Source organism: Stappia sp., from assembly GCF_040110915.1.
GTDB lineage: Bacteria > Pseudomonadota > Alphaproteobacteria > Rhizobiales > Stappiaceae > Stappia.
Window position 1 is genome coordinate 2,108,754 of the sequence record NZ_CP157793.1, and the last position, 21,309, is coordinate 2,130,062.

The window sequence follows — 21,309 nt, forward strand, 5'->3', positions numbered from 1 at the left end:
CTTGCCTGTGCGGCGAACACATCGCCCAGGCGCTCGATGCGCTCGACCTGCCCGACCGCGGCACTTCCCCGCACTCCCCGATCCCCAACCCCAGGAAAGGATACCTCCCATGTATATCGCCATGAACCGCTTCAAGGTGAAACGCGGCAGCGAAGGCGACTTCGAAACGGTGTGGAAGGCCCGCGACCGGCACCTCGCCAGCGTGCCGGGCTTCGTCGAGTTCCACCTGCTCAAGGGGCCGGAGGCCGAGGATCACACGCTCTACGCCTCGCATACGATCTGGGACAGCCCTGCGAGCTTCGAGGCCTGGACGAAGTCCGAGGCGTTTCGCGCGGCGCACAAGTCCGCGGGCAAGAACATGCCGCTCTACCTCGGCGGACCGCAGTTCGAGGGGTTCGAGGTGATCCTGAGCGAAAGCTGACACGCGCCGGGCACGCCCGGACGCAAACGCTGAACACGGGCGGGAGGGGCGCGACCCCTTCCGCCCTTTTCGCGTGCGCCCCCCGCTCCGGATGCCGGCCGCGACGCCTGTTCCAGGAAGCGGCCGTCGCGCTTGTCCGGTCTTACCGGCGCCGGAAGTCGACCGGCACGCGGAAGGTCAGGCTGGAGCGGCGTATCTCGTCGGGAAACCGGGGCATGCGTCCGGCCCGGCGCAGCATGTCGAGCGCCGCGCGGTCGAGACTGGCCTCGCCGGAGGACGACACGATGCGCCCGCCGCTGACCGATCCGTCCCGCGCCACGGTGAAGCGCAGGGTCGCGGTCCCCTGCAGCCGCCGCCTTTCGGCCTCGCGCGGATAGCGCTTGGCCCGGCGCAGCTTCGACAGGACCTTGCCCTGATAGTTGGTCATCGCCGCCCGGCCGCGGGCTTGCGACTCCGCCGATCCGCGCGCGGCGGAGGCGGCCTGCCCGCTTTGACGCGAAGCGGTCTCGCCGCCGCGCCGGGCATTGCGGTCCGCGTTGCCGCGCGGCGTCGCGGTGCGCGCGGGCGTACGCTCGGGCGTGGGGTCCGGGCGCGGCGCGGCGCGGGCCCAGTCGGGCACCGGCGGCTTGGCGCGGGGGCGTCCGGGCGCGACGCCGGCGACCGTCTCAGCTTCCGTCTCCTCCACCGGAGGGACCGGCGCGGCCTCGACGGGGGCGGCGGGCGCGGGCTCAAGCGCTCGGGGGGCGGCCTCCATCGGCTCGGGCTGCAGGCGTTCGGGCGCCATGGCCTCGACCGTTTCGCGCTCCACGGGCGCGGGATCCACCGGCGCGGGGGTCGAGGCCGCCGGGTCCACGGGGGAGACGGGCCGTGCCGCCCGTTCGGACGGTGCGGGGGCGGGCTCGGGCGTGGCAGGCGCAAGGGCCTGCGTCTCGGTCACGCCGGCAATCACGGCCGGACCCTCGGGCGCGAGGGTCGGCGTGGAGACGGGCGTGGCCGTCTCGACCGGCGGTGCAACGGCGCGGGCAACCTCCGGCACCGCTTGCGGAAGAACCTCGGGGCGCAAAGGCACGGCCGCTCCCGTCGGCGGTTCGACCGGCGCAAGCTCGCGCGCCGCATCGGAGCCGGCCACGAGATCGGCAAGCGACCCAACGACAGAAACGGCGCCCGCCTCGCCGCCGGCGATGGTCGTCCGCTCCGGTCCCTGCAGGGCGGAGAAGGCCAGCGCGTGAAGGGCGAGCGAAACCGCCGCGCCGACGAGAAGCAGGCGGCGTGGCGTCATGGCGCCGCCCGTTGCGTGATCAGAACCACATCGCCGATCCCCGTCGCCCCGAGCCGGGCAAGCACCTCCTTCAGCCGTGCCGCCGGCAGGGCGCGGTCGGCGGCGACACGCACCGGCGACGGGGCGTCCTCCGCCGCGCGCGCCTCGGCAAGCGCAAGCAGATAAGCGTCGAGATCGGTGACCGCGCCATTGTGCGTCAGGCTGCCGTCCTCGGCAATCACCAGCGCGCCGGTCGCGCGCACGGCCTCGTCCTCCGCGATGCTTTCGGGCGCGACGATGTCGCGCGCGTCATCGCGCGAGATGCTACCGGCGAACAGAAAGAAGATCAGCATCAGGAACACGATGTTGATCAGCGGAATGGTGCTGTCCGACGCGGGCTTGCGCCGAAGAAGCGGCGACCTCACGACGCGCCCTCCCGCCCGTTTCGGAACATGGAACATGCTTGAATATCAGAGGGATCGATCATGACCCTGACTCTGTTTGCGAAAGTCATCTCGGACCGCCCCCGGCCCCGTCGCTGAGCACGATCGGCGCGAGCCCCGCCAGCCGGACGGCGCTCACGGCGCTCACCAGGTCCTGCACGCGCGCCCCCTCGCCGGTCCAGATCGCGACCGACCGGGTCGCCCCCTGCCCGAGCGCCTCGAGCCGCTCGGCGAGCGTCTCCGCCGGCACGGGCGCGCCATTGAGATCGAGGCGCGTGGCGTCGTGCACGCGCAGCAGCGCCGGGCGCGCCTCGGCGCCGCCCCCCGCGATGCCTGCGGTCACCGGCGTGACCTGATAGCGGGTGAAGCTCGACGCCAGCATGAAGAACAGCAGAAGCAGGAAGATGACGTCGATCAGCGACGTCAGACCGACCGCCCGCCGCCGCCGGCGCGCGTCACGCGGCATGGCCCACCCCGACGGCCGCTGCGCCGGACCTGCCCTCGGCCCCGGCCACGCGCTCGGCCGGCGCACCGGTGAAGAAGGCGGTGACGAGCGACTCCAGCACCACCTGCTCGCGCTCGAGCCGGCCATCGAACCAGCTGGTGATCGCCGAGACGGGGATCGCGATGGCGAGCCCCACCGCCGTGGTGAGAAGCGCCACCCAGATACCGCCGGCCAGCACGGACGGGTCGACGGCCGCCCCCGCGCCCTGCATGGCGCGGAAGGCCTCGATCATGCCGAGCACCGTGCCGAACAGGCCGATCAGAGGGGCTGTCTGCGCGATCATGTCGAGCGCGCGCAGATAGGAGGCAAGGCCCGACAGCCGGGTGCGGCAGATGCGTTCGGCGTCTTCCTTCAGCGCCTGCCGTGCCGCCGCGTCGCCCACGGGGTGGCGCATCAGCGCGGCCAGCACCTCCCCGGCGACCGAGCGCCGGTCGGCCAGCGCCGCGCGGGCCGCCTCGGGGCGTCCGGCGAGCCAGGCGTCCAGCGCCGCGCGGGCACGTGCGTGGCGTCCGAGCCCCGCGATCTGGAACTGCAGCAGCTTGGCGACCACGATCGCCCCGGCCGTCACGGACAACACGAGCAACAGCACGACCACGGGGCCGCCGGTCGCGATCAGATCGGCGAGCGGACGGAAGGCAGCGGGAAACGGGGCGACGTCTTCAGGAACCATGGAACCGGCGCGCTTTCTCTCAAAAATGTCTTGGAAACGGCGCCGGCTTGCGATCTCCCGATCCGGCGCCACGGCAATCGGACGGACCCTCAATAGGTCAGGTCGATCTCCACCCGCGAACTCGGACGCAAGGTGTCCGCGCAGGCGAGATCTCCGCCGGCCGCGCTCTTGCAGCTGCGTATGTCGTTGACGAGGATCCGCTCGACCGTCTCGCAGGCGCCCGGGAAGATATCGTATTGGCGCACGCGGGTCTTGCCCTTGGGCATGTCGGCGAAATCGATCGCCGCATAGCCGGCGACGCCGCCCTCCTTGTCGAAGACGACAAGCTCGAGCCCCATTTCCGACAGGGCATCCGGCAAGCCATTGTGCGCCACCAGCGTGATTCGGCACCCGGTGGATACGGTCTCCACCCGGTTGAGCTCCAGGGCGAACCCGTCGCCCTCGGCGACCGCCGTCGCGGGCAGCGCCAGCAGGGCGGCAAGTCCGATGGCGCCCGCCGTGCTGCGGCGTTTCGGACCGGAGATCCGGTCAAAAGACGGTGTGATCACGCGCGTCCCTTCCCAGTTTCTTGATCGTGCGATGCGGCCGGGGCCCCTGGCCCCCCGGGGGGCATCCGGGCCTCGCCGACAGGAAGCCGGCGCCACAGCGCAATAAAACTTGAATGTTTCAGGCAGGTATTCGATACGAGATACCAGGGCACATCGTCAATCTACCCCTGATTGATGATCTGAAAAACAGACTCCCTTCCGGTGGCAGATCGACGCCCGCCGACCGAGACCCTCCACCCGATCCCGACGGTGCCGGGATCATGACGACCAGACGAAGGCAAGGGACGCCGGATGACGCGATTCCTCTCCGATGTAACGCCCCAGACGATCCGCGATCTCGGATCGCAGGTAAAGGTCTCGAAGCTCTGCGTCGCGGCGGGCGGACGGGAGCAGATCGCGGCGGGGCGGATCTGGGTCGCCGTCCCCGAACCGGGCGTGAAGGTGATGGTCGGCACGCTTGCGGGCCAACGCGGGTATCGGGCCGAGGTCGCGGGGGATGCCGGTTTGACGCTGGAGGTCCGCCTTGCCGGAACGTCTCAAAGCCGGGAGCGGGGCGCAGCCGCGCGCACAGCCGCCGTGTCGCCCGGCGATCTGCTGCTTACGGGAAGCCGGGCCCCGCGCAAATGGGACGTGACAGCAGCCCCGCAGAGTTCCTTCGAGGCGGTGTCGGTCAGTTTTTCTCCCGACCATCTCATGACATTTCGGGACATCGACCCGGCGCTGTCCGCATGGGGCTGCGATTTCGTGGTGAACGACCGATTGGCCCTGCGCTCCGCCCCCCTCGGCTTGCGCGCGCTCGCCGAAACCCTGCTCGCCGCCCCGCTCCACGGCCCGGGAAGCAATCTCCAGCTCGCCGGCCTCGCCCGCCAGATCCTGGCGCACGCCTATCGTCTCGTCGCGCCGGCCGACGCCAGGCAAGTCGCGCGCGAAACCGGCGCCGACCTGGTTGCCCATGCGCTCGAGGCGATCCGCAGCGATCCGCACGCCCATATGACCATCGACACGCTCGCCCGCGCCTGTCGCACGAGCCCGTCGCGATTGAAGAGCCTGTTTCGGGCCGAAACCGGACGGTCCATCGGCTCGGAAATCCGCAGTCAGCGCATGCTGGTTGCAAAGCGCCTGCTCTTGGCCGGCACGCCGATCGCACGGGTCGCGGAAACGCTCGGATACACCTCGAGCGAGGCCTTTTCCAAGGCGGTCAAGGCGCATTACGGGCGTTCGCCCCGCGACCTGGCGCGCGGCTGATCGGACAGATTTCCTGTCCGATCTGACAGGCGCTTCAACTGGACATGCGGCCGGCTCCCCGCCAAACCTGAGAAAAATACTCAAGAAAGGTATGGAGCCGTGACCACCCGCCTGAACACCCCCGCCGCGCCGCGCCTGAGCCGCCTCGCCTTGCGCGCCACGGCAAGCGCCGCCGCCCTGCTCGCACCGGTCCTGGCGCCGCAAGCGCTGGCACAGGACGCCGCGCTCGTGACGCTCGACACCATCACGGTGACCGGGGAACGCCGGGAGCGCGCCCTGGAGGAGGTCTACGTCGGAGCGAGCGTGATCCCGGAGGACGAGATCGCGCGCAATCCGCAATCCCACCTGAACGACCTGCTCATTCAGACCCCGAACGTCTTCGTGGAGGGCAAGAGCGAGGTTCCGTCCTTGCGCGGTGTGCAGGGCGGCGGTCCGGGCGGTCTGAATTCGACCGGGCTCACCGGAGCGCTCCCGCGGCTGAACATCGTCATCGACGGGGTATCGCGTCCGGCCGGTCTTCCCAACACGAGCGGCGGCTCGCTGTGGGACGTGGACCAGGTGGAGGTGCTGCGCGGCCCACAATCGCTGCTGCGCGGCCGCTCCGCCTTCGCCGGCGCGGTGATCGTCGACACCCGGGATCCGATCTTCGAGCTGGAGGCGGCGGCGCAGGCGGGTGTCGAGATCGACGAGTTCCACGGCCCGGAAGGCACCTTCAACGCGATGGTGAACGCGCCCCTGTCCGACGCGCTTGCCGCGCGTGCGACGCTGGAACTGTCCGGCGGCCAGGACGCGCGCCGCGCCACCGACGTGCCCGACGACTGGATCACCGAGTATTCCGACCTCCGCGGGCGGGCGAAGCTGCGCGGCGAGGTCGACACCAGCCTCGGCTTCGTCACGGTGAACCTGCTGGGCGAACACCAAAGGGCGCGAACCCCGCAGACCCGCAACAATGTCCAGGGCCCGGCGCTGACCGGCAGACCGCTCGCGGACCGCATTCTCGTCAATGCGCTGTCGGGTCCGCGCGGCATTCCCGCCCGCACCTTCGACACGCAGGCCACGACGGTTTCGGTCGATACCGCGCTGGACACCGGCACGCTGACCCTGCGTTCCATCACCAGCTACACGAGCGACGCCTATGAGAGCATTCCCGAACAGGTCTTCCCCTCGCGCTTCGACATCGACGAGGAGATCTTCACCCAGGACATCCTCGTCGAATTCGGTCCCGGCGAACGGGTCCGCGCACGAGAATTCTCCGGCCTGCTGGGACTGTCCTTCGAGGAGCGCTGGCAGAACACGCGGATCGACGACCTTTTCACCTACGACAGCGCCGTGCGGGGGTCCTCGCAATCCGTCTTCGCGGACCTGCGTTTCGGTCTCACCGACGCGCTGACCCTGTTCGGCGGCGCGCGTCTGCAGCGCTATCATGACGAACGCGCCCAGACGAGCCGCTTCGGTCCCTCCGTGGGCACACAGGACTTCGATCAGACCGACATCCTGTTCCTGCCCAGCATCGGCCTCGCCTATCATGTCACCGATGCGGATGTGGTCAGCGCCTCCGTGCGCCGGGGGTTCAATCCGGGCGGCTCGGCCGTGAACATCTTCACCGGCCATCCCTACACCTACGACAATGAAACCGTCACGACCCTGGAGACGACCTATCGGCACATCGCGGAGGATGGCCGGCTTTCCTTTGGCGCGACGGCCTTTCTGAATTTCTTCGAAGACCCGCAGCTCTACGCCGAACTCGTGCCGGGCAATCGCGCGACGCTGCAGGTGATCAATCAGGACGCCGGCCTGTCCTACGGCGTGGAATTCGATGCCCGCTGGCGCGCCACCGACCGTCTGGACCTGACCGGATCGCTCGGCTTCCTCAAGACCGAGATCACCGGGGCGAATGCCGCCACGCCGGCGATCGAGGGCAACAGCTTTGGTCAGGATCCCTGGATGACCGCCTCGCTCGGCGCCGTCTTCGCGCTGACCGATTTCCTCAGCATCGACGGGCGGGTCACCTATCGGGGCGAATCCTATAACGACTTCAACAACGTCGCAGGCGATGAGGTGGGCGACTACGTGCTGGTGGACGTTGGCGCGACGGCGAACTACCGCAACATCGAAGTGCGCGGATACGTCAAGAACCTGTTCAATCAGACCGGAGTCACCCGCTATGTCTCGAACAAGGCCTATGCCGATGTCACGGAACCGCTGACGGCGGGCCTCACCCTGACCGCCCGGTGGTGATCGATGCGCCATGACCGGGCGCCGATCGCGGCGATGATGACGACGCTTGCCGCGCTGTCCTTCGCACAGGGTCTGCTGGGACAGTTCGTGGCGCAGGCCATCCCGCTGTTTCTGCGCGACGCCGGCGCGTCGTCGGGCCAGATCGCATGGATCTATCTGGCGGCCGTGCCCTTCGTGTTGCGCTTCGTCTGGGGACCGCTCGTCGACCGCACGGCCGGCGCGGCACGCGCGGGCTACGGTCCCTGGATCGTCGTTACCCAGGTCATCGCCTGCCTGTGTCTCGCGGCCCTTTGTCTTGTCGAGCCGCGCGCCGCCCTGCCGCTGCTGACCGTGCTCTGCGCGGCGATGATGCTCGCCGTCGGCAGCCAGCAGGTGGCGACCGGCGGCTGGATGGTGGCCCTGCTTCCGCCCGACCGGCACGCCCGGGGCCCCTCGGTGCAAGCCGCCGCCTCGGCCCTGGCCGGCCTGGTGCTCGGCGGCGGCATCCTCGCCGGGCTCGGCGATCTCGGGTGGGCCCCGGTGGTCGCCGCGGTCCTGATGGTGTCCGGGCTGGTGCTGCTGGTCCCCCTCGTCGGCGCGCCGCTGTCGATCCCGGTGCAGGCCGGCGCACGCCGGCCCGGACTGCGCAGCCAGTTCACCCTGTTTCGCGATCGCCGCGCGCGGCGCCTGTTCGGCCTTGCCGTGTTCACCGGCGCCGCCTGTGTGATCCCCTATGCGCTGAAGGGCGTGCTGCTCGTGGACGCGGGCTACACCATTGCCGAGGCCGGGTTGATCGGCATCGTCCTCGGCAACATCGCCGGTCTTGTCGCGGCCCTCGCCGCGCGCCCGCTGACCGACCGTTTCGGCGGATATGCCGTGCTGTGCGGCCTCGGGATCGCCGCAGCCCTGGTTCTGGTCGCATTCCTGGCAACGGCCGGCATCGCGACATTGCCGGTGCGCGCGGCCGGGCTCGTGATCGCCGCCAATGCGCTGATCTTCGCGGGCTTCACGGCGGAACGCGCCCTGCTGATCCCCTTGTGCGCAAGAGCCCGCCGGGCAACCGACTATGCCGTCTTCACCAGCCTCGAAGCGCTTGCCGCCGTGGTCGTCGGCGGGGCGGCGCTGGCGCTCCTCGACCGGGCAGGCCTCGAGACAGTGCTCGGTGCCGGGGCGTTTCTTTCCCTTTTCGCCGCCGCGCTGGCCGCACGCGAAGTCCGCGCGCAACGGCTCCCCAAGGAGGTTCCCACATCATGTCATCCCCGCTGACCCGGCCGTGCCCCGCCGAGCGGTCCTCCAGCACCGTGGCGCTGAGCGATCCGGACGCTGCGTTCTCCGCCCTGTGCGAGGATATGGCGGAGCATGGCCTCACCCCCGAACGGCCGTCGGCCGGCTGCGCGCGGGTCGAGGTCGACGGCATGACGCTGTCGCTGCAAACCTCGGCCAATCACCTCGTGATCGACGTTACCGCCCCCGGCGCCAGCGGGCTTTTCTTCCTCAAGGAGGCGGTGACGCAGCATATTCTGCGGATCGATGCCGCCGCCGGCGCGGCGATGACCTGGTCGGACGGCGGTGCGGCCGACCGCCCCCCGAATTTTCAGGAAGGGCGCGTGGAAGGGGTCGATCATCTCGGCGACGATCTGCTCCGCCTGGACCTCTCCGTGGCCGACGCAGGGGCCTTCGCCCGGGACGGATTGCACGTCAAGGCGATGATCCCGGCGCGACACGACCGCCCGCCCGTGTGGCCCCGCGTCGCCGCCAACGGCACGACCATCTGGCCGAAGGGGGCGGATGAACTGCACGTGCGCTATTACACGCTGCGCCGGGTCGATGTTGAGGCCGGGCGGGTGTGGATCGATGTGGTTCTGCATCCGGGCGGGCGGATCGCGGGCTGGTGCGAAACCGCGCGCCCCGGCGCGCGCATCGGTCTCATGGGGCCGGGCGGCGGCGCGCTTCCGGCGGGCGACGGGCCCGCGCTGATCGTCGGCGACCGCACCGCGCTTCCCGCCATCGCCCGGCTTCTGGAGGACATGCCGGACGCACCGCGCGCCACCGTCGTGGTTCCGCGTGTCCGCTTGCGCGATGGGGGGGCCTATCTGCCGGACAGCACCCACGACCTCGTGGAACTCGACCCGACGATCTTCACCGACCCGTCGGCCTTGAGCGAGGCGGTGGGCGATGCCGCACGGCTCGCCGGCGGTCCGGCCCGTGCCTGGTTCGGCGGCGAGTTCGACGCGGCGCTGGCCATGCGCCGGTTGTTTCGCCAGGAGCTGGGACTGAGCAAGGGGACGCAGATGAGCGTCGCCTATTGGCGCCGCGGCCGGGTCACCGACGCCTCGGCCGCGGACGAGCATTGATCCCCGCTCTCGGGCCCTACGCCGCCAGCGGCCGCGTCCCTTGCGCCAGACGCGCATCGATCTGCTCCACGATTGCGGGCAGATCCGCCACCGTGTCGATGACGAAATGCGCCCCCGCCGCCTCGAGCCGGGCGGTGGCGCGCGCGCGGGCCGCCGCGCGCTCCGTCTCCGACAGCGCGGCGAGGTCCTCCGCCGACAGGCCGACCTCGTTGCCGGTCATGGCCACGCCCACCGTCCAGGTCCCGGCCGCGACGCCTTCGGCGATGCCGACCGGCGTGTCGTCGACCTTCACCACCTTTGCCGCATCGTCGATCTGGAGATCGAGGAAACACTTCCACATCATCACCGCCGTCGGGCGGCCGGTCCACAGATCCTCCGCGCACACCAGATTGTCCGGCGCATAGCCCTGCGCCTCGGCGAGCGGCAGAACGCGCTCCATGATGTCGCGGGTGTAGCCGGTGGTGGAGCCGATCCTCAGCCCGCGCGCCCGCAACGCGCGCACCGCGTCGGCCGCGCCGGGCACCAGATCGGCGTAGTCGGTGACGACGGCGGCATTGAGCGGCACGAAGACCTCATAGATGCGCCGCGCCGCCGCTTCGTCGAAATCGCCGCCATGGACCTTGCGCCACTGGCTGGCGACGCTGTCGAGCTTGCCGAGTTCGCGGATGTGGTCGAGCTTGGGCAGCCCCATCGGACCGCGTGCTTCCTCGACCGTCAGTTCGATGTCGAAGTCGCGGAAGACCTTGACGAAGGCTCCCATGGGCGCGCGCGAGCCGAAATCGACCATCGTGCCGGCCCAGTCGAACACGGCGGCTTCCAGTTTCGTCATCTCAAGTCTCCGTTGCGCTCAGCTGTCGAGAAGATCGGCGACCACTTCCTCGCCGAGCGCGAAGGCCGTGGAGGCGCCTGTACCGCCGGTGACCACGAGCAGACGCACGGCGTCGCTGGGGCGGTCGAAAAGGATCACGTCGTCCGCGCTCGCGTAGGTGCCGGTCCAGCGCTCGACCACCTGGCGGCCGGGAAGGTCCAGCACCCGGTCCAGTTCGCCGAGGATCAGATTGTCGACCCGCTCGCTGGCGAAGGGCTCCGGCGCCTCGCCATAGACATGGCTGTCGCCGACGACGAGCGATCCGTCCGCCGACTGCACGGCGATCAGATGAATGCCGGCGGCAAGCTCGTCCGCCTGTTCGCGGTCCAAAACGCCGCGCAGCGCCCGGGCCTGCGGCAGGGCCGCATAGCCCTCGTAGCGCACCAGGCTGAGATCGGACATTACGGCGGCGCCGAGCCTTGTGGGCACCTGCGGCGCGACGCGCAGCATCTGCAGCGTGCAGACCCTGAGGCCCGCGGCACGCAGCCGATCCGGAAAGAGCGACTTGAGGTCGTCGCCCGGACAGACGATGACGCCGCCGGCCTCGATCGTGCCGCGCGAGGTCTCCAGCCGGCCGTCCTCCACCGCATGCACCTGGGTGTTGCGCAGAAAGGTCACGCCCTGGCTTTCCTCCAGCCAGGCGGCGAGCCGCGGCACCGCGTCCTTGCTCTCCACGCGCGCCTCATGCGGGCTGTAGAGGATCGCCGCCGCGTCGTCGGCGCGCAGTGACGGCACATGCTCGCGCGCCTCGCGCGTATCGATCAGCCGGCAGCCCTCGCCCATCTCCGTCTCGAGAAAGGCGGACAGCACCTCGCCCGCCTCCGGACGCCGGCCGACCACCACGAGGCCGCGATGCAGCACGTCGACGCCCGCCTTCGGTCCCACCTCGAGCCAGACGTCGCGGCTGCGCTTTGCCCGGGCCCAATGCGTGCCGCGCTGCTGACCGGTGACCGTGACGAACCCGAAGTTGCGCACCGAGGCGCCGACGGCGTGCGCCTCGCGGTCGATCACGACCACGCGCTTGCCGCGCTGGCGGGCCGCATGGGCCGTCGCCAGACCGATGATCCCGGCCCCGACGACCGCGATGTCGTAGGAGGATGTGCTCATCTCGCTCTCCGTTCCGCAAAAGGCGCCGTGCGGGCGCTGCGCCGCAACGGCGTGACAGCCCGGCGCGGCGCTCTCGGCTCCGGGCTAGAGATGCAATGTAACAAATTTATGAAATTTAATTATTTATAGCTTCAAGCTATATACCCGTCATCAAACCTTATGCGGGATCGCCGGCCCGTCGTCCGCTGCAACCGCCACCCCCTCGGCCACCCCCTCGAACAGCGCGCGGATGACGCCGATCTCGCGCATGCCCTTCAAGGTCACGAGGTAATGGTTGCAGGTGAGCGCCGGCGCCTCGACCCGCAGCAGACGAAAGGCGGCGTCCGGCCCGAGCCGGCCGTAATCCTGGAATTCGCCGTCGAGCGCCATGCCGATGCCGATGCCGGCGGACGCCGCCGACACCACCGGCTCGGAAGACAGCAGCTCCAGCGCCACCTCCAGGTGAAGCCCCGCCTCGGCCAGCGCCTCGTCGATGATCTGCCGGGTGCCCGAGGTCTTCTCGCGCTGAAGGATCGGATATCCGGCGAGATCGCGCCAGGTGACCGTGTCACGCCCGGCGAGCGGGTGATCGCGCGCCGTCACCGCCACGACGCGGTCCTTGCGCAGGAACACGGCATCGCAGGATTTCGGCGGGTGTTTCGCCGTGATGCAGGCGGCGTCGATCTCGCCGTTTTCGAGCCGCTGGACGATTTCGAGGCTGCCGAGCATGCGGGTCTCGACGCTGATTTTCGGGAAACGGCGCATGAAATCGGCGATCAGCGGCATGGCGTATTGATGGGTCGAGAAGCCGATGCGCAAATGCCCCGTTTCCAGACCGCGCTCGTCGCGCAGCAGCGCGTCGATGTCGCTGAGCCCGAGCAGGACGGTGCGCGCCTTGGGCAGCAGCGCCCGCCCGATCCGGCTGAGGGTCAGCGTGTGCCCGTCGCGCAGGAACAGCCGTGCGGCGCATTCGCTTTCCAGCGCCCGCAATTGCGTGGAGACCGAGGGCTGCGACACGCCGAGCTCGCGGGCCGCCCGCGTGAAGCTGCCGGTGCGCGCGACGGCCTCGAAGGCCTTCAACTGACTGATGGACACCATCCCCGCCTCCCGCTTCGCCGCGTCCCACGCACGCCGCGCGACCCGTGCCGTGCGTCACGCGATGGGGTAGGCCCGCCCGCGCGCGCTGTCCAGCGCCGGCGTCCGCAGCGGCGCTTGACCGCGCGCGCCGCCCTGCGCCCGATGGCACGGCAAGGATGGCACCCCGGTTGCATACGCAGCAGCGGTATTCAAGACGAGGTGAGATATCCCATGCAACACGCTCTTCCCGTTGCCGCGGCCGACCAGGGTCCGTCCGAGATCCATATCCTGTTCGGAACCCAGACCGGCACCACCGAAATGGTGGCCTCCGACATCGAGGATGCGCTGGTCGACAAGGGATTTCCGGTGCCGGCCCCGCGCGGTCTCGACGAGGTCGAGCCGCGGGATCTTGCGACGCTCGGCACCGTCCTGATCGTGTGCTCGAGCTACGGCGACGGCGGGTTCCCGGACGCGGCCGCTCCCTTCTACGAGGCGCTGACGGGGCCGGACGCCCCGGACCTGAGCGGGGTCGACTTCGCGGTGCTGGGGTTCGGCGACAGCAGCTACGACGATTTCTGCGCCGCCGGGCGCAAGCTGGACGAGGCGCTCGCGGCGCGCGGCGCCGCGCGTCTTCATCCCCGCGGCAGTTGCGACATCGTCTATGAAACCGAGGCGCAGGCCTGGACGGACGGGGTGCTCGCGGTGCTGGAGGCCCGACGCGGGCAGGCGCCGCAACCGGTGGCCGCCCCCGCCCGGCCCGCCCGGTCCCAAGACCACAGGCCGGCCCGCCCGCAATGGACACGGGCCAATCCCTTTTCCGCGCGGCTGATCGAGAACGAGCGCCTGTCCGGCCCCGGCTCGGACAAGGACATGCGCCATTTCCGCATCGACCTCGGTCCCGAAGGGCCGGCTTACACGGCCGGCGACGCGCTGAACGTCCTGCCGGAAAACGATCCCGACCTGATCGCCGGCTGGCTGGCGCGCACGACCGCGAGCCCGGATGCGCCCCTGCCGGGCCACGACCGCGCCTTTGCCGAGATGCTGCGCGACGGACTGGAGATCTCCCGGCCCTCGCGCGACCTGATCGCCCTGGTCGCACAGCGCAGCGGCGACGCCGAACTTGCGCGCCTGCTGGTCAACGGCGACCGCGAGGCCCTGGACGCCTGGCTGTGGGACAAGGATGCGCTGGACCTCCTGTCGCTCGTCCCCGACCTGCGGCTGACGGCGGAGGAAGCGGCAACGGTCCTTCGCCCGCTCCAGCACCGCTCCTATTCCATCGCCTCGAGCGCAAAGGTCGCCCCGCAGACGGTCGACCTGACGGTCTCGGTCGTGCGCTATCACAGTCATGGACGTCGCCACGGCGGCGTGTGCTCCACCTTCCTCGCCGACCGCCTGCGGCCGGGCCAAACGGTTCGGGTGTTCGTGTCCCCCAACACCGCCTTCCGCGTGCCGGCCGATCCGTCGGTGCCGATGATCATGGTCGGCCCCGGCGCGGGGATCGCGCCCTTCCTGGGCTTTCTCGAGGAGCGCGCCGCCCTTGGCGCCGACGGGATGAACTGGCTGATCTTCGGCGATCGCACGCAGGCGCAGGATTTCATCTACCGCGAGCGGCTGGCGCGCTGGCAGAAGGACGGGCTGCTGACACGCCTCGACCTCGCCTTCTCCCGCGACCAGGCATCGAAGGTCTATGTGCAGGACCGTTTGCGGGACGCCGGCGCCGATCTCTTCGCCGCGCTGGAGCAAGGCGGACACATCTACGTCTGCGGCGATGCGCTGCGCATGGCGCCCGACGTCGACGACGCCCTGCACGCCATTGTCCGCGATCACGGCGGGCTGGACGAGGACGGCGCGCGCGACTACGTGGCGCGCCTGCGCAAGGACAAGCGCTATCTGCGCGACGTCTACTGACGAAAAAGCCCGGCCGCTCCCTGAAAGCGGCCGGGCGTCGATGCCCTGTTTGAAGTCCCCGGACCGGGCCCCAGGGAAACGCGCGATCAGGCGCCGGGATAGACGGCGGCCTCCCCGCGCATCAGCGCCGCGACTTTCTCCCCGAGAGCATCGGTGTCCACCTCGGCTTCGGCGAGCAATGCCTTCGCCTGGTCGGCGTGCTCGCGCGTGATCCACTCTCCCGCCAGGTCCTCCGTCAGATCCTGCATGAAGGTCTTGCTGAACTCGGGGTGATACTGGACGCTGAACGCGGGGAAGTCGTAGGCGATCACGCCCAGCGGGCAGAAGTCGTTGCCGCCGGCCGCCCGCCCGGCACGCGGCGGCGTTTCGACCTGATCCTGATGAAACACGAGCACCTCGCGCGGCTCCATTCCCAACCCGTCATGACTGTAGAGCTGCGGTCCGGTGGCGACCCCCTTGTCGGATTTGCGCACCTGCGCCCCGAAGGCCGCGGCCATGATCTGGTGCCCGAAGCAGATCCCGAACATGGGAATGCGGGCCTCGGCCAGGACCGGAAGAAACGCACGAAGATCGCGCATCCACGGGAGGTCGTCGTAGACGCCATATTTGGAGCCGGTCAGCAGGTAGCCGTCGAAATCGGACGGCGTGGCCGGCAGCGGCTCGCCCGACACCACGCTGACGGTCGTGAACTCGGCCTCGGGCAGATGCGGCGCGAGCCACGCCCGCGCCATGTCCGGATACAATCCGTGCCGTGCCCGCAATCGCTCGGGCACCAGTCCGTTCTCGATGATGCAGATCCTGGTCATGTGCTGTTCCTGAAGACTTGAAGGGGCCCGGCGTCAGTCGCCGAGGTGCACCCACACGGATTTGATCTGGGAATACTGGTTCAGCGCCTCCCGGCACTTGTCCCGGCCATTGCCTGACTGCTTGACCCCGCCCCAGGGCGCCGTCGGATCCTGATCGAAGAAGGTGTTCACCCAGACCATGCCGCTCTCCACGTCGCGGGCGAAGCGGTGCGCGCGCGCCAGGTCGCCGGTCCACACCGAGGCCCCCAGCCCGAAGATCGAACTGTTGGCAAGCTCCAGCCCCTGCTCCATGTCGTCGATCGGCATCACGACGCCGACGGGCCCGAAGATCTCCTCTTGCGCGATCGTCATGTCGTTATGCGCCTCGGTGAAAAGCGTCGGGGCGACGTAGAACCCCTCCTCCAGGCCCTCCGGCGCGCCGCCGCCCATCGCGAGGCGGGCGCCTTCCTCGAGCCCGCGCGCGATGTAACCGCACACCGTGCGGTGCTGTCGGTCATCGACGAGCGGCCCCATCCCGCACGCGGGATCGAGCGGGTCGCCGGGGCGGTAGAGTGCTGCGGTTCTGTCGATGAAGCGCTGCAGAAATTCCTCATGGATGGCGCGCTCGACCATGATCCGCGACCCGGCGGCGCACACCTCGCCCTGGTTGGAATAGATCCCGTGGACCGCGTTATCGACGGCCCGGTCGAGATCGCAGTCCGCGAGGATCACCTGCGGCGACTTGCCCCCGCACTCGGTGGTGACATGCTTGAGATTGGACTCGCCCGCGTAGCGCATCATCAGTCCGCCGACCGGGACGGAGCCGGTGAAGCCGATCTTGTCGACGTCCATGTGCCGGGCAAGCGCCTGCCCGGCGCGCGCGCCGGAGCCGTTGACGACGTTGAAGACACCCGCCGGCCCGCCGGCCTCCGCGAAGAGGCGCGCCAGCAGCACCGCAGACATGCCGCTTTGCTGCGCCGGCTTGAGCACGACGGAATTGCCCATCGCCAGTGCCGGCCCGAGCTTCCAGGACGCCATCAGCATCGGATAGTTCCACGGCACGATCAGTCCGACCACGCCGAGCGGCTGGCGCAGCGTATAGTGCAGCGCGCTTCGGGCGGTCGCCGTCACCGCCCCCTCGACCTTGTCGATCGCCTCGGCGGCGAAGCGGATGTTCGCCACCGCCGAAGGAATGTCGAAGCCCAGCATGCCGGAGACGGTCTTGCCCATCTCGACGCTGTCCAGCAGGGCGAAATCGGCGGCATGCGCCGCGATGAGATCGGCGAAGCGTAGCAGAACGTCCATGCGCCCGCGCGGAGCGAGACGCGACCAGACGCCGGCGCGAAACGCCCGGCGCGCGGCGGCCACGGCGCGGTCGACATCCACCTGCGTGCCGGCCGACATGGCGGCGATGACCCGGCCGGTGGCCGGATTGACGCTCTCGTAGCGGCCGCCCTCGGCGGCATCGCACAGCGCCCCGTCGATGAACATGCGCGTTTCGTAGGAATAGCCGTCGGCGAGGCGATGCCAGTCGGCCGCCGTCGCCGGGATCGAAGAGATTTGCATGGGAACTCCTGTCACAGGACGGGGCGCGCCGCAGGCGCCCCCCCTTGAAGATCGGCTGGCGAGCCGGTCCGGCGCGTGGCTCACGGCAGACAATGCATGTAGCGCTCGATGTCCCAGCTCGTGACTTCCTTGAGGAAACGCTGCCAGTCGTCGCGTTTCATCAGGTCGTAGAGCTCGTGCAGCCGGCCGGGCATCGCCTGAAGCACGATCGGATCGGCGGCGAGCGCGTCCAGCGCTTCCTGAAGGTTCATCGGGATGAGATCGACATGCTCGCCCGACTTCATGACCTCCACCACGTTGCGGGTCTCGGCCGGCCCCGGATCGATCTTCTCGCGCAGGCCCTCGTCGATGGCCTTCAGCAGCGCGCCGCAGAAGAGATAGGGGTTCACCATCGCATCGACCGCGCGGAACTCGAACCGGTCGGGCGAGGAAATGCGGATCGTGCAGGACCGGTTCTGCGGCCCCCAGTTCGCGCCCACCGGCGCCCACAGCCCGAGATCGGCGAAGCGGCGGTAGGAGTTGACCGTCGACGCGCCGATGGCCGTGAGCGCACCGATGTGCTTCAGCGCCCCGCCCAGCGCGTGCAGGCCGAGCTCGGACGGCATCCAAGAGCCGTCGGGGTTCTCGAACTCGTTCCGCCCGCCGCGATTGTGGGTGAAGACCTCTTCCATGCCGGGCAACTCGCCCCCGACCGTGCGCACGATCTCGTCCTGGTCGCCCCGCCACAAGGAGCAATTGTGGTGGCAGCCCAGAGCGGGATAGCCGACCATGGGTTTCGCCATGAAACAGGCGACCAACCCGTGCTGGCGCGCCACCTCGTCGGCGATCTGGCGATAGGTCGTCAGCCGGTCGCAGGTGCGCAGCGCATTGTCGAAGTTGAAATTCAGCTCCAGCAGGCCGGGCGCGTCCTCCACGTCGCCCTGCACCATGTCGAGCCCCATCGCCTCGCCATATTCATAGATCTGCGTCCACAGATGGCGGACCGCCTCGAACTGCCCGATATGATAGGCGTGCGGATCGGTGATGCCCTCATAGGGGAAAAGGCTGCCGTCGTTGGTGGGACGCAGCCAGAGCATTTCCGGCTCCAGCCCGAGGCGCAGGTGCAGCCCGTCGTGATCGTCGCGGAACTCGCGCTCGAACCGCTTGAGGTTGCCCCGGACGTCGCACTTGAAGTACATGCCCGCGTCGCGTTCCTCCTCCAGGCTGTGGAACAGCGTGCAGAAGACGCGCCCGACGGACTTGTCCCACGGCAGCTGGACGAAGGTCTCGGGATCCGGCAGGGCCAGCAACTCGCCGTCATTGGCGGAGAACCCGTAAAGCTGGCCGTGCATGTCCGCGGCCACGTCGGTCACGCCGCCGATCCAGGTCTGGATGCCCTTTCTGGCGGTGCGCTCCCAGTGGCGCGCGGGCAGCGCCTTGCCCAGAACGCGGCCGGTGATCGTCACGAACTGGTAGTAGATGTATTTCACGCCGGTCGCGTCGATCTTCTTGCGCACGCGGGCGATGCGCTCGGCGCGCGCCTCGTCCGCGATCTCGCGAAACAGGTCGCATTCGGCGCGGGTTTCCATGCTGTCTCTGGCCATTGTGTTCTTTCCCCTTGGAATGGCTGTTGTTGGCACCCGGCGTCACCCCTCGAGATAGCGGCGACGTTCGGCATCGCTGACCTCGCGGGCGAGGCTGGCGGTTTCCGCGGCGCAAAAGGCCGTGAAATTGTCGATGAAGGCGGCGCCGAACAGGCGCCGGGCGGTTTCGCTGCCGGCCAGCCGCGCGGCCGCGTCTGGCAGCGTCGCCGGCAGGCGGGCACCCGCGATGTCGTCGGGCCCGGCGTCGGGCGCGGGCTCCGGCGCGTCCAGCCCCCGGGCGATGCCCTCCAGCCCGGCGCCCAGCATCAGGGCAAGCGTCAGGTGGGTGTTGCAGTCGCTGCCCGGCAGACGAAACTCCAGGCGCGCCGTCTCGCTGGCGGAGGGACAGGAACGCACCGCGGTGGTGAAGCACCAGTCCGACCAGTTGACCGACTTGGGCGCCCAGGTGCCCGGCGCGAAACGCCGGTAGGCGTTGACCGTATGCGCGCACAAGGCAAAGGCGTCCGGCACGATGCGGGTCATGCCGCCGATGAAGTTGCGCGCAAGCGCGTTGGTCCGGCCGTCCTCGGAGGCGAACAGGTTGCGTCCCGTCGCCCGGTCGATCAGCGACAGCGTCAGATGCCCCCCGAGACCCGGATAGTCGGGGCCCAGCGACGGCATGAAGGTCGCCGTCATGGCGCGTTGCCGCGCGAACGCCCGGCTGGCGAGCCGGAAGAAGCCGGCGTCGTCGGCGGCCTTCATCCCGGTCGTCGCGCCGAGCGTCGCCTCGAAACAGCCCGGCCCGAGTTCGCCGCCGACACCGAAGAGATCGATCCCATGCGCCAGCAGCGCCTGTTCCCAGGCTGTCACGAAATCGGCTTCGGCGGCGGCCGTCGTCCCCGACCAGCACTTGTTGTCCGCCGCGAATTGCGCGGGCGGGCCGAACCCGCCGGCGCGCAGGCTCGACGCGGTCTCGTTCAGGAAGATGACCTCGAACTCGAACGCGGCGCGCACGTCGAAGCCCATCTCCCGCGCCCGCGCGATCTGGGTCTTCAGCACGTTGCGCGGCGTGATCGGCGCATACTGTCCGGCGAGATCGGCGACGATCGCGGCGGAGCGCGCCTCGAAGCCGAAGGGGCGCAGGGAGGCGGTGTCGATCTCCAGTTCCTCGGTGCGGAACGGTCCGCCTCCGAACAGCGCCTCGCCCGCGTCCCAATGGGCGATGACGTTGGCAAACCGGGGTTCGCACGCCCAGGACAGAAACTGCGCGCGCCGCAGACGGCGCTCGCGGAAGAGCCCCATATTGTCGAACTGGCCGATGTGAAAAATGTCGTAGTCGGTGTCTTCAAGGATCTGCTCGAGCGGTGTGGTCATGTCCGTGGGGGTCTCCAGAAAAGGCGCACGAACGGGCCGCGCGGACGCGGATGCCCGCGCGGGTCGTTCAGGAGGAAGCGGTCAGGTTTCGGGGTCGAAGGCGACGGGCATCGTCAGCGGGCCGGTGTTTCCGCTGTCGCGCAGGAAGGTCGGCTCGCCGGCGTAGCGCGGATTGCGCACCCGCTGCGCCAGCAGCGCCAATGCCTCGGTCATGTCGCCGCGAGCGATGAAATGGCCGATACAGTGGTGCGCGCCGAGACCGAAGCCGAAGTGGTTCTTGCGGTCGGCCACGGTGATGTCGAACGCCGGATTGTCGAAGGCGCGCGGGTCCGAGCAGGCCGACTGGCTGAACATATGCACGGTCGTGCCCTTGGCGATGGTGAGGCCCTGGTACTCCATGTCCTCCAGCGCCTCGCGGGTGACCCATGTGACGGTGGGGCGGACCCGCATGACTTCCTCGACCGCCAGACGCGCAAGATCCGGCGTGTCGCCGAGCAGCGCCCATTGGTCGGGGTGACGGATGAAGGTGTCCATCGCCAGCCCGATCTGGTTGCGGGTCGTGTCGATGCCGCCGAACACCGAAAGCACGATGGTGTCGACCATCTCCTGCTCGCTCAGCAGGTCGGGATTGTCCTGGTTGGCGCGGATCAGCGAGGAGACGAAGCCGTCGTCCAGCCCCCTGGCGCGCAGGTCGTCGACGATGCGCTGCGCGTAGGCGAACATCTCGTCGGTGGCCGCGTTGATCTGGTCCTGGTCCTCCCGGTACGTCGTGCCCAGGGCCATGCCCATCTGCACGGCGAGGTCGACCAGATGCTCCCAGTCGCCCTGATCGGTCCCCAGCAGCAGGCAGATCACCCGCGTCGCATAGGGCTCGGCGAAGGCCCGCACGAACTCGCATTCGCCCTCGGCCGCGAAGCCGTCGATGAGCTCGTTGGCGAGCTTGCGGAACTCCGGGCGCAGCACCTTGACCAGCTTCGGCGAGAAGGCGGGGTTGGCGAGCTTGCGCAGGCGCTGGTGATCCGCGCCCTCGCGGTTCAGCATGATGCGCAGCCACCAGTCCGCCCAGCTTCCCGACGCCCCGTTGTGGGCCGGCCACGCATAGGACCCCTGCCGCAGCCGGGGATCGCGGATCAGCCTGGCCACCTCCTCGTAGCGCAACACGGCGATCCCGTAGGGCGTGCGCGCATACCAGCTGCGCTCGCGCGCATCCGCCACCTCCGGCGAGCGCATCGAGAAGGCGGGATCCTTGATATCGAGGAACGGGGCGTCATCGAGCGTTTCGGTAGTCATCGGCGTCTCCTTTGGTGATGCGGTCTTTTGGCGCGCCACGAAAGGGACTATGCAACCCGGGTGCCATGCCGGCGTTTTGCGGCCCGGCCGCCCCCTTGGCGGAACAGGGCACGGGACACCGTGACGCGCACG

The 21,309-nt window shown here is 69.4% G+C and carries 19 protein-coding genes; 6 read left to right on the forward strand and 13 right to left on the reverse strand.

Going from position 1 to position 21,309, the window contains the following annotated elements:
* Positions 1–109 precede the first annotated feature (109 nt).
* Positions 110–421 (forward strand): antibiotic biosynthesis monooxygenase, encoded by a 312-nt coding sequence (locus ABL312_RS09260; protein WP_349361096.1) that lies wholly within the window; start codon positions 110–112, stop codon positions 419–421.
* A gap of 142 nt (positions 422–563) precedes the next feature.
* Here the strand turns inward: ABL312_RS09260 and ABL312_RS09265 are convergent, their stop codons facing one another.
* The 5 genes from ABL312_RS09265 to ABL312_RS09285 form a co-directional block, all read right to left on the reverse strand.
* Positions 564–1,700, reverse strand: a complete 1,137-nt coding sequence (locus ABL312_RS09265; RefSeq protein ID WP_349361097.1) for a TonB family protein — start codon at positions 1,698–1,700, stop codon at positions 564–566.
* Positions 1,697–2,104 carry a biopolymer transporter ExbD gene (locus ABL312_RS09270; protein ID WP_349361098.1) on the reverse strand — a complete coding sequence of 136 codons (408 nt, stop codon included), beginning with the start codon at positions 2,102–2,104 and terminating at the stop codon, positions 1,697–1,699. Before ABL312_RS09270 ends, ABL312_RS09265 begins: the two co-directional genes overlap by 4 nt.
* 85 nt (positions 2,105–2,189) lie before the next feature.
* Positions 2,190–2,588: a biopolymer transporter ExbD gene (locus tag ABL312_RS09275; RefSeq protein ID WP_349361099.1), complete on the reverse strand. Its 399-nt coding sequence runs from the start codon at positions 2,586–2,588 to the stop codon at positions 2,190–2,192.
* The gene (locus tag ABL312_RS09280) at positions 2,578–3,297 is read right to left on the reverse strand and encodes a MotA/TolQ/ExbB proton channel family protein (protein WP_349361100.1); all 720 of its coding nucleotides are present in this window, start codon (positions 3,295–3,297) and stop codon (positions 2,578–2,580) included. The genes ABL312_RS09275 and ABL312_RS09280 overlap by 11 nt, the downstream gene beginning before the upstream one ends.
* Positions 3,298–3,386: 89 nt before the next feature.
* On the reverse strand, positions 3,387–3,845 hold the full coding sequence (locus ABL312_RS09285) for a hypothetical protein (protein ID WP_349361101.1): 459 nt from the start codon (positions 3,843–3,845) through the stop codon (positions 3,387–3,389).
* A 291-nt stretch (positions 3,846–4,136) separates the two neighbouring features.
* On the opposite strand from ABL312_RS09285, the gene ABL312_RS09290 reads away from it, so the two are divergent.
* From ABL312_RS09290 to ABL312_RS09305, 4 genes are all read left to right on the forward strand, one after another.
* Positions 4,137–5,090: an AraC family transcriptional regulator gene (locus ABL312_RS09290; protein WP_349361102.1), complete on the forward strand. Its 954-nt coding sequence runs from the start codon at positions 4,137–4,139 to the stop codon at positions 5,088–5,090.
* Between the two features lie 99 nt (positions 5,091–5,189).
* Entirely contained in the window at positions 5,190–7,328 is a 2,139-nt protein-coding gene (locus tag ABL312_RS09295; RefSeq protein ID WP_349361103.1) for a TonB-dependent receptor domain-containing protein, read from the forward strand.
* A 3-nt stretch (positions 7,329–7,331) separates the two neighbouring features.
* Complete coding sequence (locus ABL312_RS09300) at positions 7,332–8,573, forward strand: MFS transporter (protein ID WP_349361104.1); 1,242 nt, start codon at positions 7,332–7,334, stop codon at positions 8,571–8,573.
* Positions 8,558–9,661 carry a siderophore-interacting protein gene (locus tag ABL312_RS09305; RefSeq protein WP_349361105.1) on the forward strand — a complete coding sequence of 368 codons (1,104 nt, stop codon included), beginning with the start codon at positions 8,558–8,560 and terminating at the stop codon, positions 9,659–9,661. Before ABL312_RS09300 ends, ABL312_RS09305 begins: the two co-directional genes overlap by 16 nt.
* Positions 9,662–9,677: 16 nt before the next feature.
* Here ABL312_RS09305 and phnX read toward each other — a convergent pair whose 3' ends face one another.
* From phnX to ABL312_RS09320, 3 genes are all read right to left on the reverse strand, one after another.
* Complete coding sequence (gene phnX / locus ABL312_RS09310) at positions 9,678–10,490, reverse strand: phosphonoacetaldehyde hydrolase (RefSeq protein ID WP_349361106.1); 813 nt, start codon at positions 10,488–10,490, stop codon at positions 9,678–9,680.
* A gap of 18 nt (positions 10,491–10,508) precedes the next feature.
* A complete protein-coding gene (locus ABL312_RS09315) occupies positions 10,509–11,636 on the reverse strand; it encodes a TIGR03364 family FAD-dependent oxidoreductase (protein WP_349361107.1) in 1,128 nt (375 codons plus the stop codon).
* Positions 11,637–11,786: 150 nt separating this feature from the next.
* Entirely contained in the window at positions 11,787–12,713 is a 927-nt protein-coding gene (locus tag ABL312_RS09320; RefSeq protein WP_349361108.1) for a LysR substrate-binding domain-containing protein, read from the reverse strand.
* 210 nt (positions 12,714–12,923) lie between these two features.
* On the opposite strand from ABL312_RS09320, the gene ABL312_RS09325 reads away from it, so the two are divergent.
* Entirely contained in the window at positions 12,924–14,600 is a 1,677-nt protein-coding gene (locus tag ABL312_RS09325) for a sulfite reductase flavoprotein subunit alpha (RefSeq protein ID WP_349361109.1), read from the forward strand.
* Between the two features lie 86 nt (positions 14,601–14,686).
* On the opposite strand, the gene ABL312_RS09330 is transcribed toward ABL312_RS09325, so the two are convergent.
* The 5 genes from ABL312_RS09330 to ABL312_RS09350 form a co-directional block, all read right to left on the reverse strand.
* On the reverse strand, positions 14,687–15,406 hold the full coding sequence (locus ABL312_RS09330) for a type 1 glutamine amidotransferase (protein ID WP_349361110.1): 720 nt from the start codon (positions 15,404–15,406) through the stop codon (positions 14,687–14,689).
* A 33-nt stretch (positions 15,407–15,439) separates the two neighbouring features.
* Positions 15,440–16,951 (reverse strand): aldehyde dehydrogenase family protein, encoded by a 1,512-nt coding sequence (locus ABL312_RS09335; RefSeq protein ID WP_349361111.1) that lies wholly within the window; start codon positions 16,949–16,951, stop codon positions 15,440–15,442.
* Positions 16,952–17,031: 80 nt separating this feature from the next.
* Positions 17,032–18,534, reverse strand: coding sequence for a glutamine synthetase family protein (locus tag ABL312_RS09340; protein WP_349361112.1), 1,503 nt, complete (start codon positions 18,532–18,534; stop codon positions 17,032–17,034).
* Positions 18,535–18,576: 42 nt separating this feature from the next.
* On the reverse strand, positions 18,577–19,887 hold the full coding sequence (locus ABL312_RS09345; RefSeq protein ID WP_349361113.1) for a hypothetical protein: 1,311 nt from the start codon (positions 19,885–19,887) through the stop codon (positions 18,577–18,579).
* 81 nt (positions 19,888–19,968) lie between these two features.
* Entirely contained in the window at positions 19,969–21,177 is a 1,209-nt protein-coding gene (locus ABL312_RS09350; RefSeq protein ID WP_349361114.1) for a cytochrome P450, read from the reverse strand.
* Positions 21,178–21,309 lie beyond the last annotated feature (132 nt).

Bases quoted from the DNA above. Each gene is read 5' to 3' on its own strand.
- ABL312_RS09290 (WP_349361102.1), top strand. From the start codon at position 4,137: ATGACGCGATTCCTCTCCGATGTAACGCCCCAGACGATCCGCGATCTC.
- ABL312_RS09300 (WP_349361104.1), top strand. From the start codon at position 7,332: ATGCGCCATGACCGGGCGCCGATCGCGGCGATGATGACGACGCTTGCC.
- ABL312_RS09315 (WP_349361107.1), bottom strand. From the start codon at position 11,636: ATGAGCACATCCTCCTACGACATCGCGGTCGTCGGGGCCGGGATCATC.
- ABL312_RS09280 (WP_349361100.1), bottom strand. From the start codon at position 3,297: ATGGTTCCTGAAGACGTCGCCCCGTTTCCCGCTGCCTTCCGTCCGCTC.
- ABL312_RS09265 (WP_349361097.1), bottom strand. From the start codon at position 1,700: ATGACGCCACGCCGCCTGCTTCTCGTCGGCGCGGCGGTTTCGCTCGCC.
- phnX (WP_349361106.1), bottom strand. From the start codon at position 10,490: ATGACGAAACTGGAAGCCGCCGTGTTCGACTGGGCCGGCACGATGGTC.
- ABL312_RS09275 (WP_349361099.1), bottom strand. From the start codon at position 2,588: ATGCCGCGTGACGCGCGCCGGCGGCGGCGGGCGGTCGGTCTGACGTCG.
- ABL312_RS09325 (WP_349361109.1), top strand. From the start codon at position 12,924: ATGCAACACGCTCTTCCCGTTGCCGCGGCCGACCAGGGTCCGTCCGAG.
- ABL312_RS09345 (WP_349361113.1), bottom strand. From the start codon at position 19,887: ATGACCACACCGCTCGAGCAGATCCTTGAAGACACCGACTACGACATT.
- ABL312_RS09340 (WP_349361112.1), bottom strand. From the start codon at position 18,534: ATGGCCAGAGACAGCATGGAAACCCGCGCCGAATGCGACCTGTTTCGC.
- ABL312_RS09320 (WP_349361108.1), bottom strand. From the start codon at position 12,713: ATGGTGTCCATCAGTCAGTTGAAGGCCTTCGAGGCCGTCGCGCGCACC.
- ABL312_RS09330 (WP_349361110.1), bottom strand. From the start codon at position 15,406: ATGACCAGGATCTGCATCATCGAGAACGGACTGGTGCCCGAGCGATTG.
- ABL312_RS09260 (WP_349361096.1), top strand. From the start codon at position 110: ATGTATATCGCCATGAACCGCTTCAAGGTGAAACGCGGCAGCGAAGGC.
- ABL312_RS09305 (WP_349361105.1), top strand. From the start codon at position 8,558: ATGTCATCCCCGCTGACCCGGCCGTGCCCCGCCGAGCGGTCCTCCAGC.
- ABL312_RS09350 (WP_349361114.1), bottom strand. From the start codon at position 21,177: ATGACTACCGAAACGCTCGATGACGCCCCGTTCCTCGATATCAAGGAT.
- ABL312_RS09335 (WP_349361111.1), bottom strand. From the start codon at position 16,951: ATGCAAATCTCTTCGATCCCGGCGACGGCGGCCGACTGGCATCGCCTC.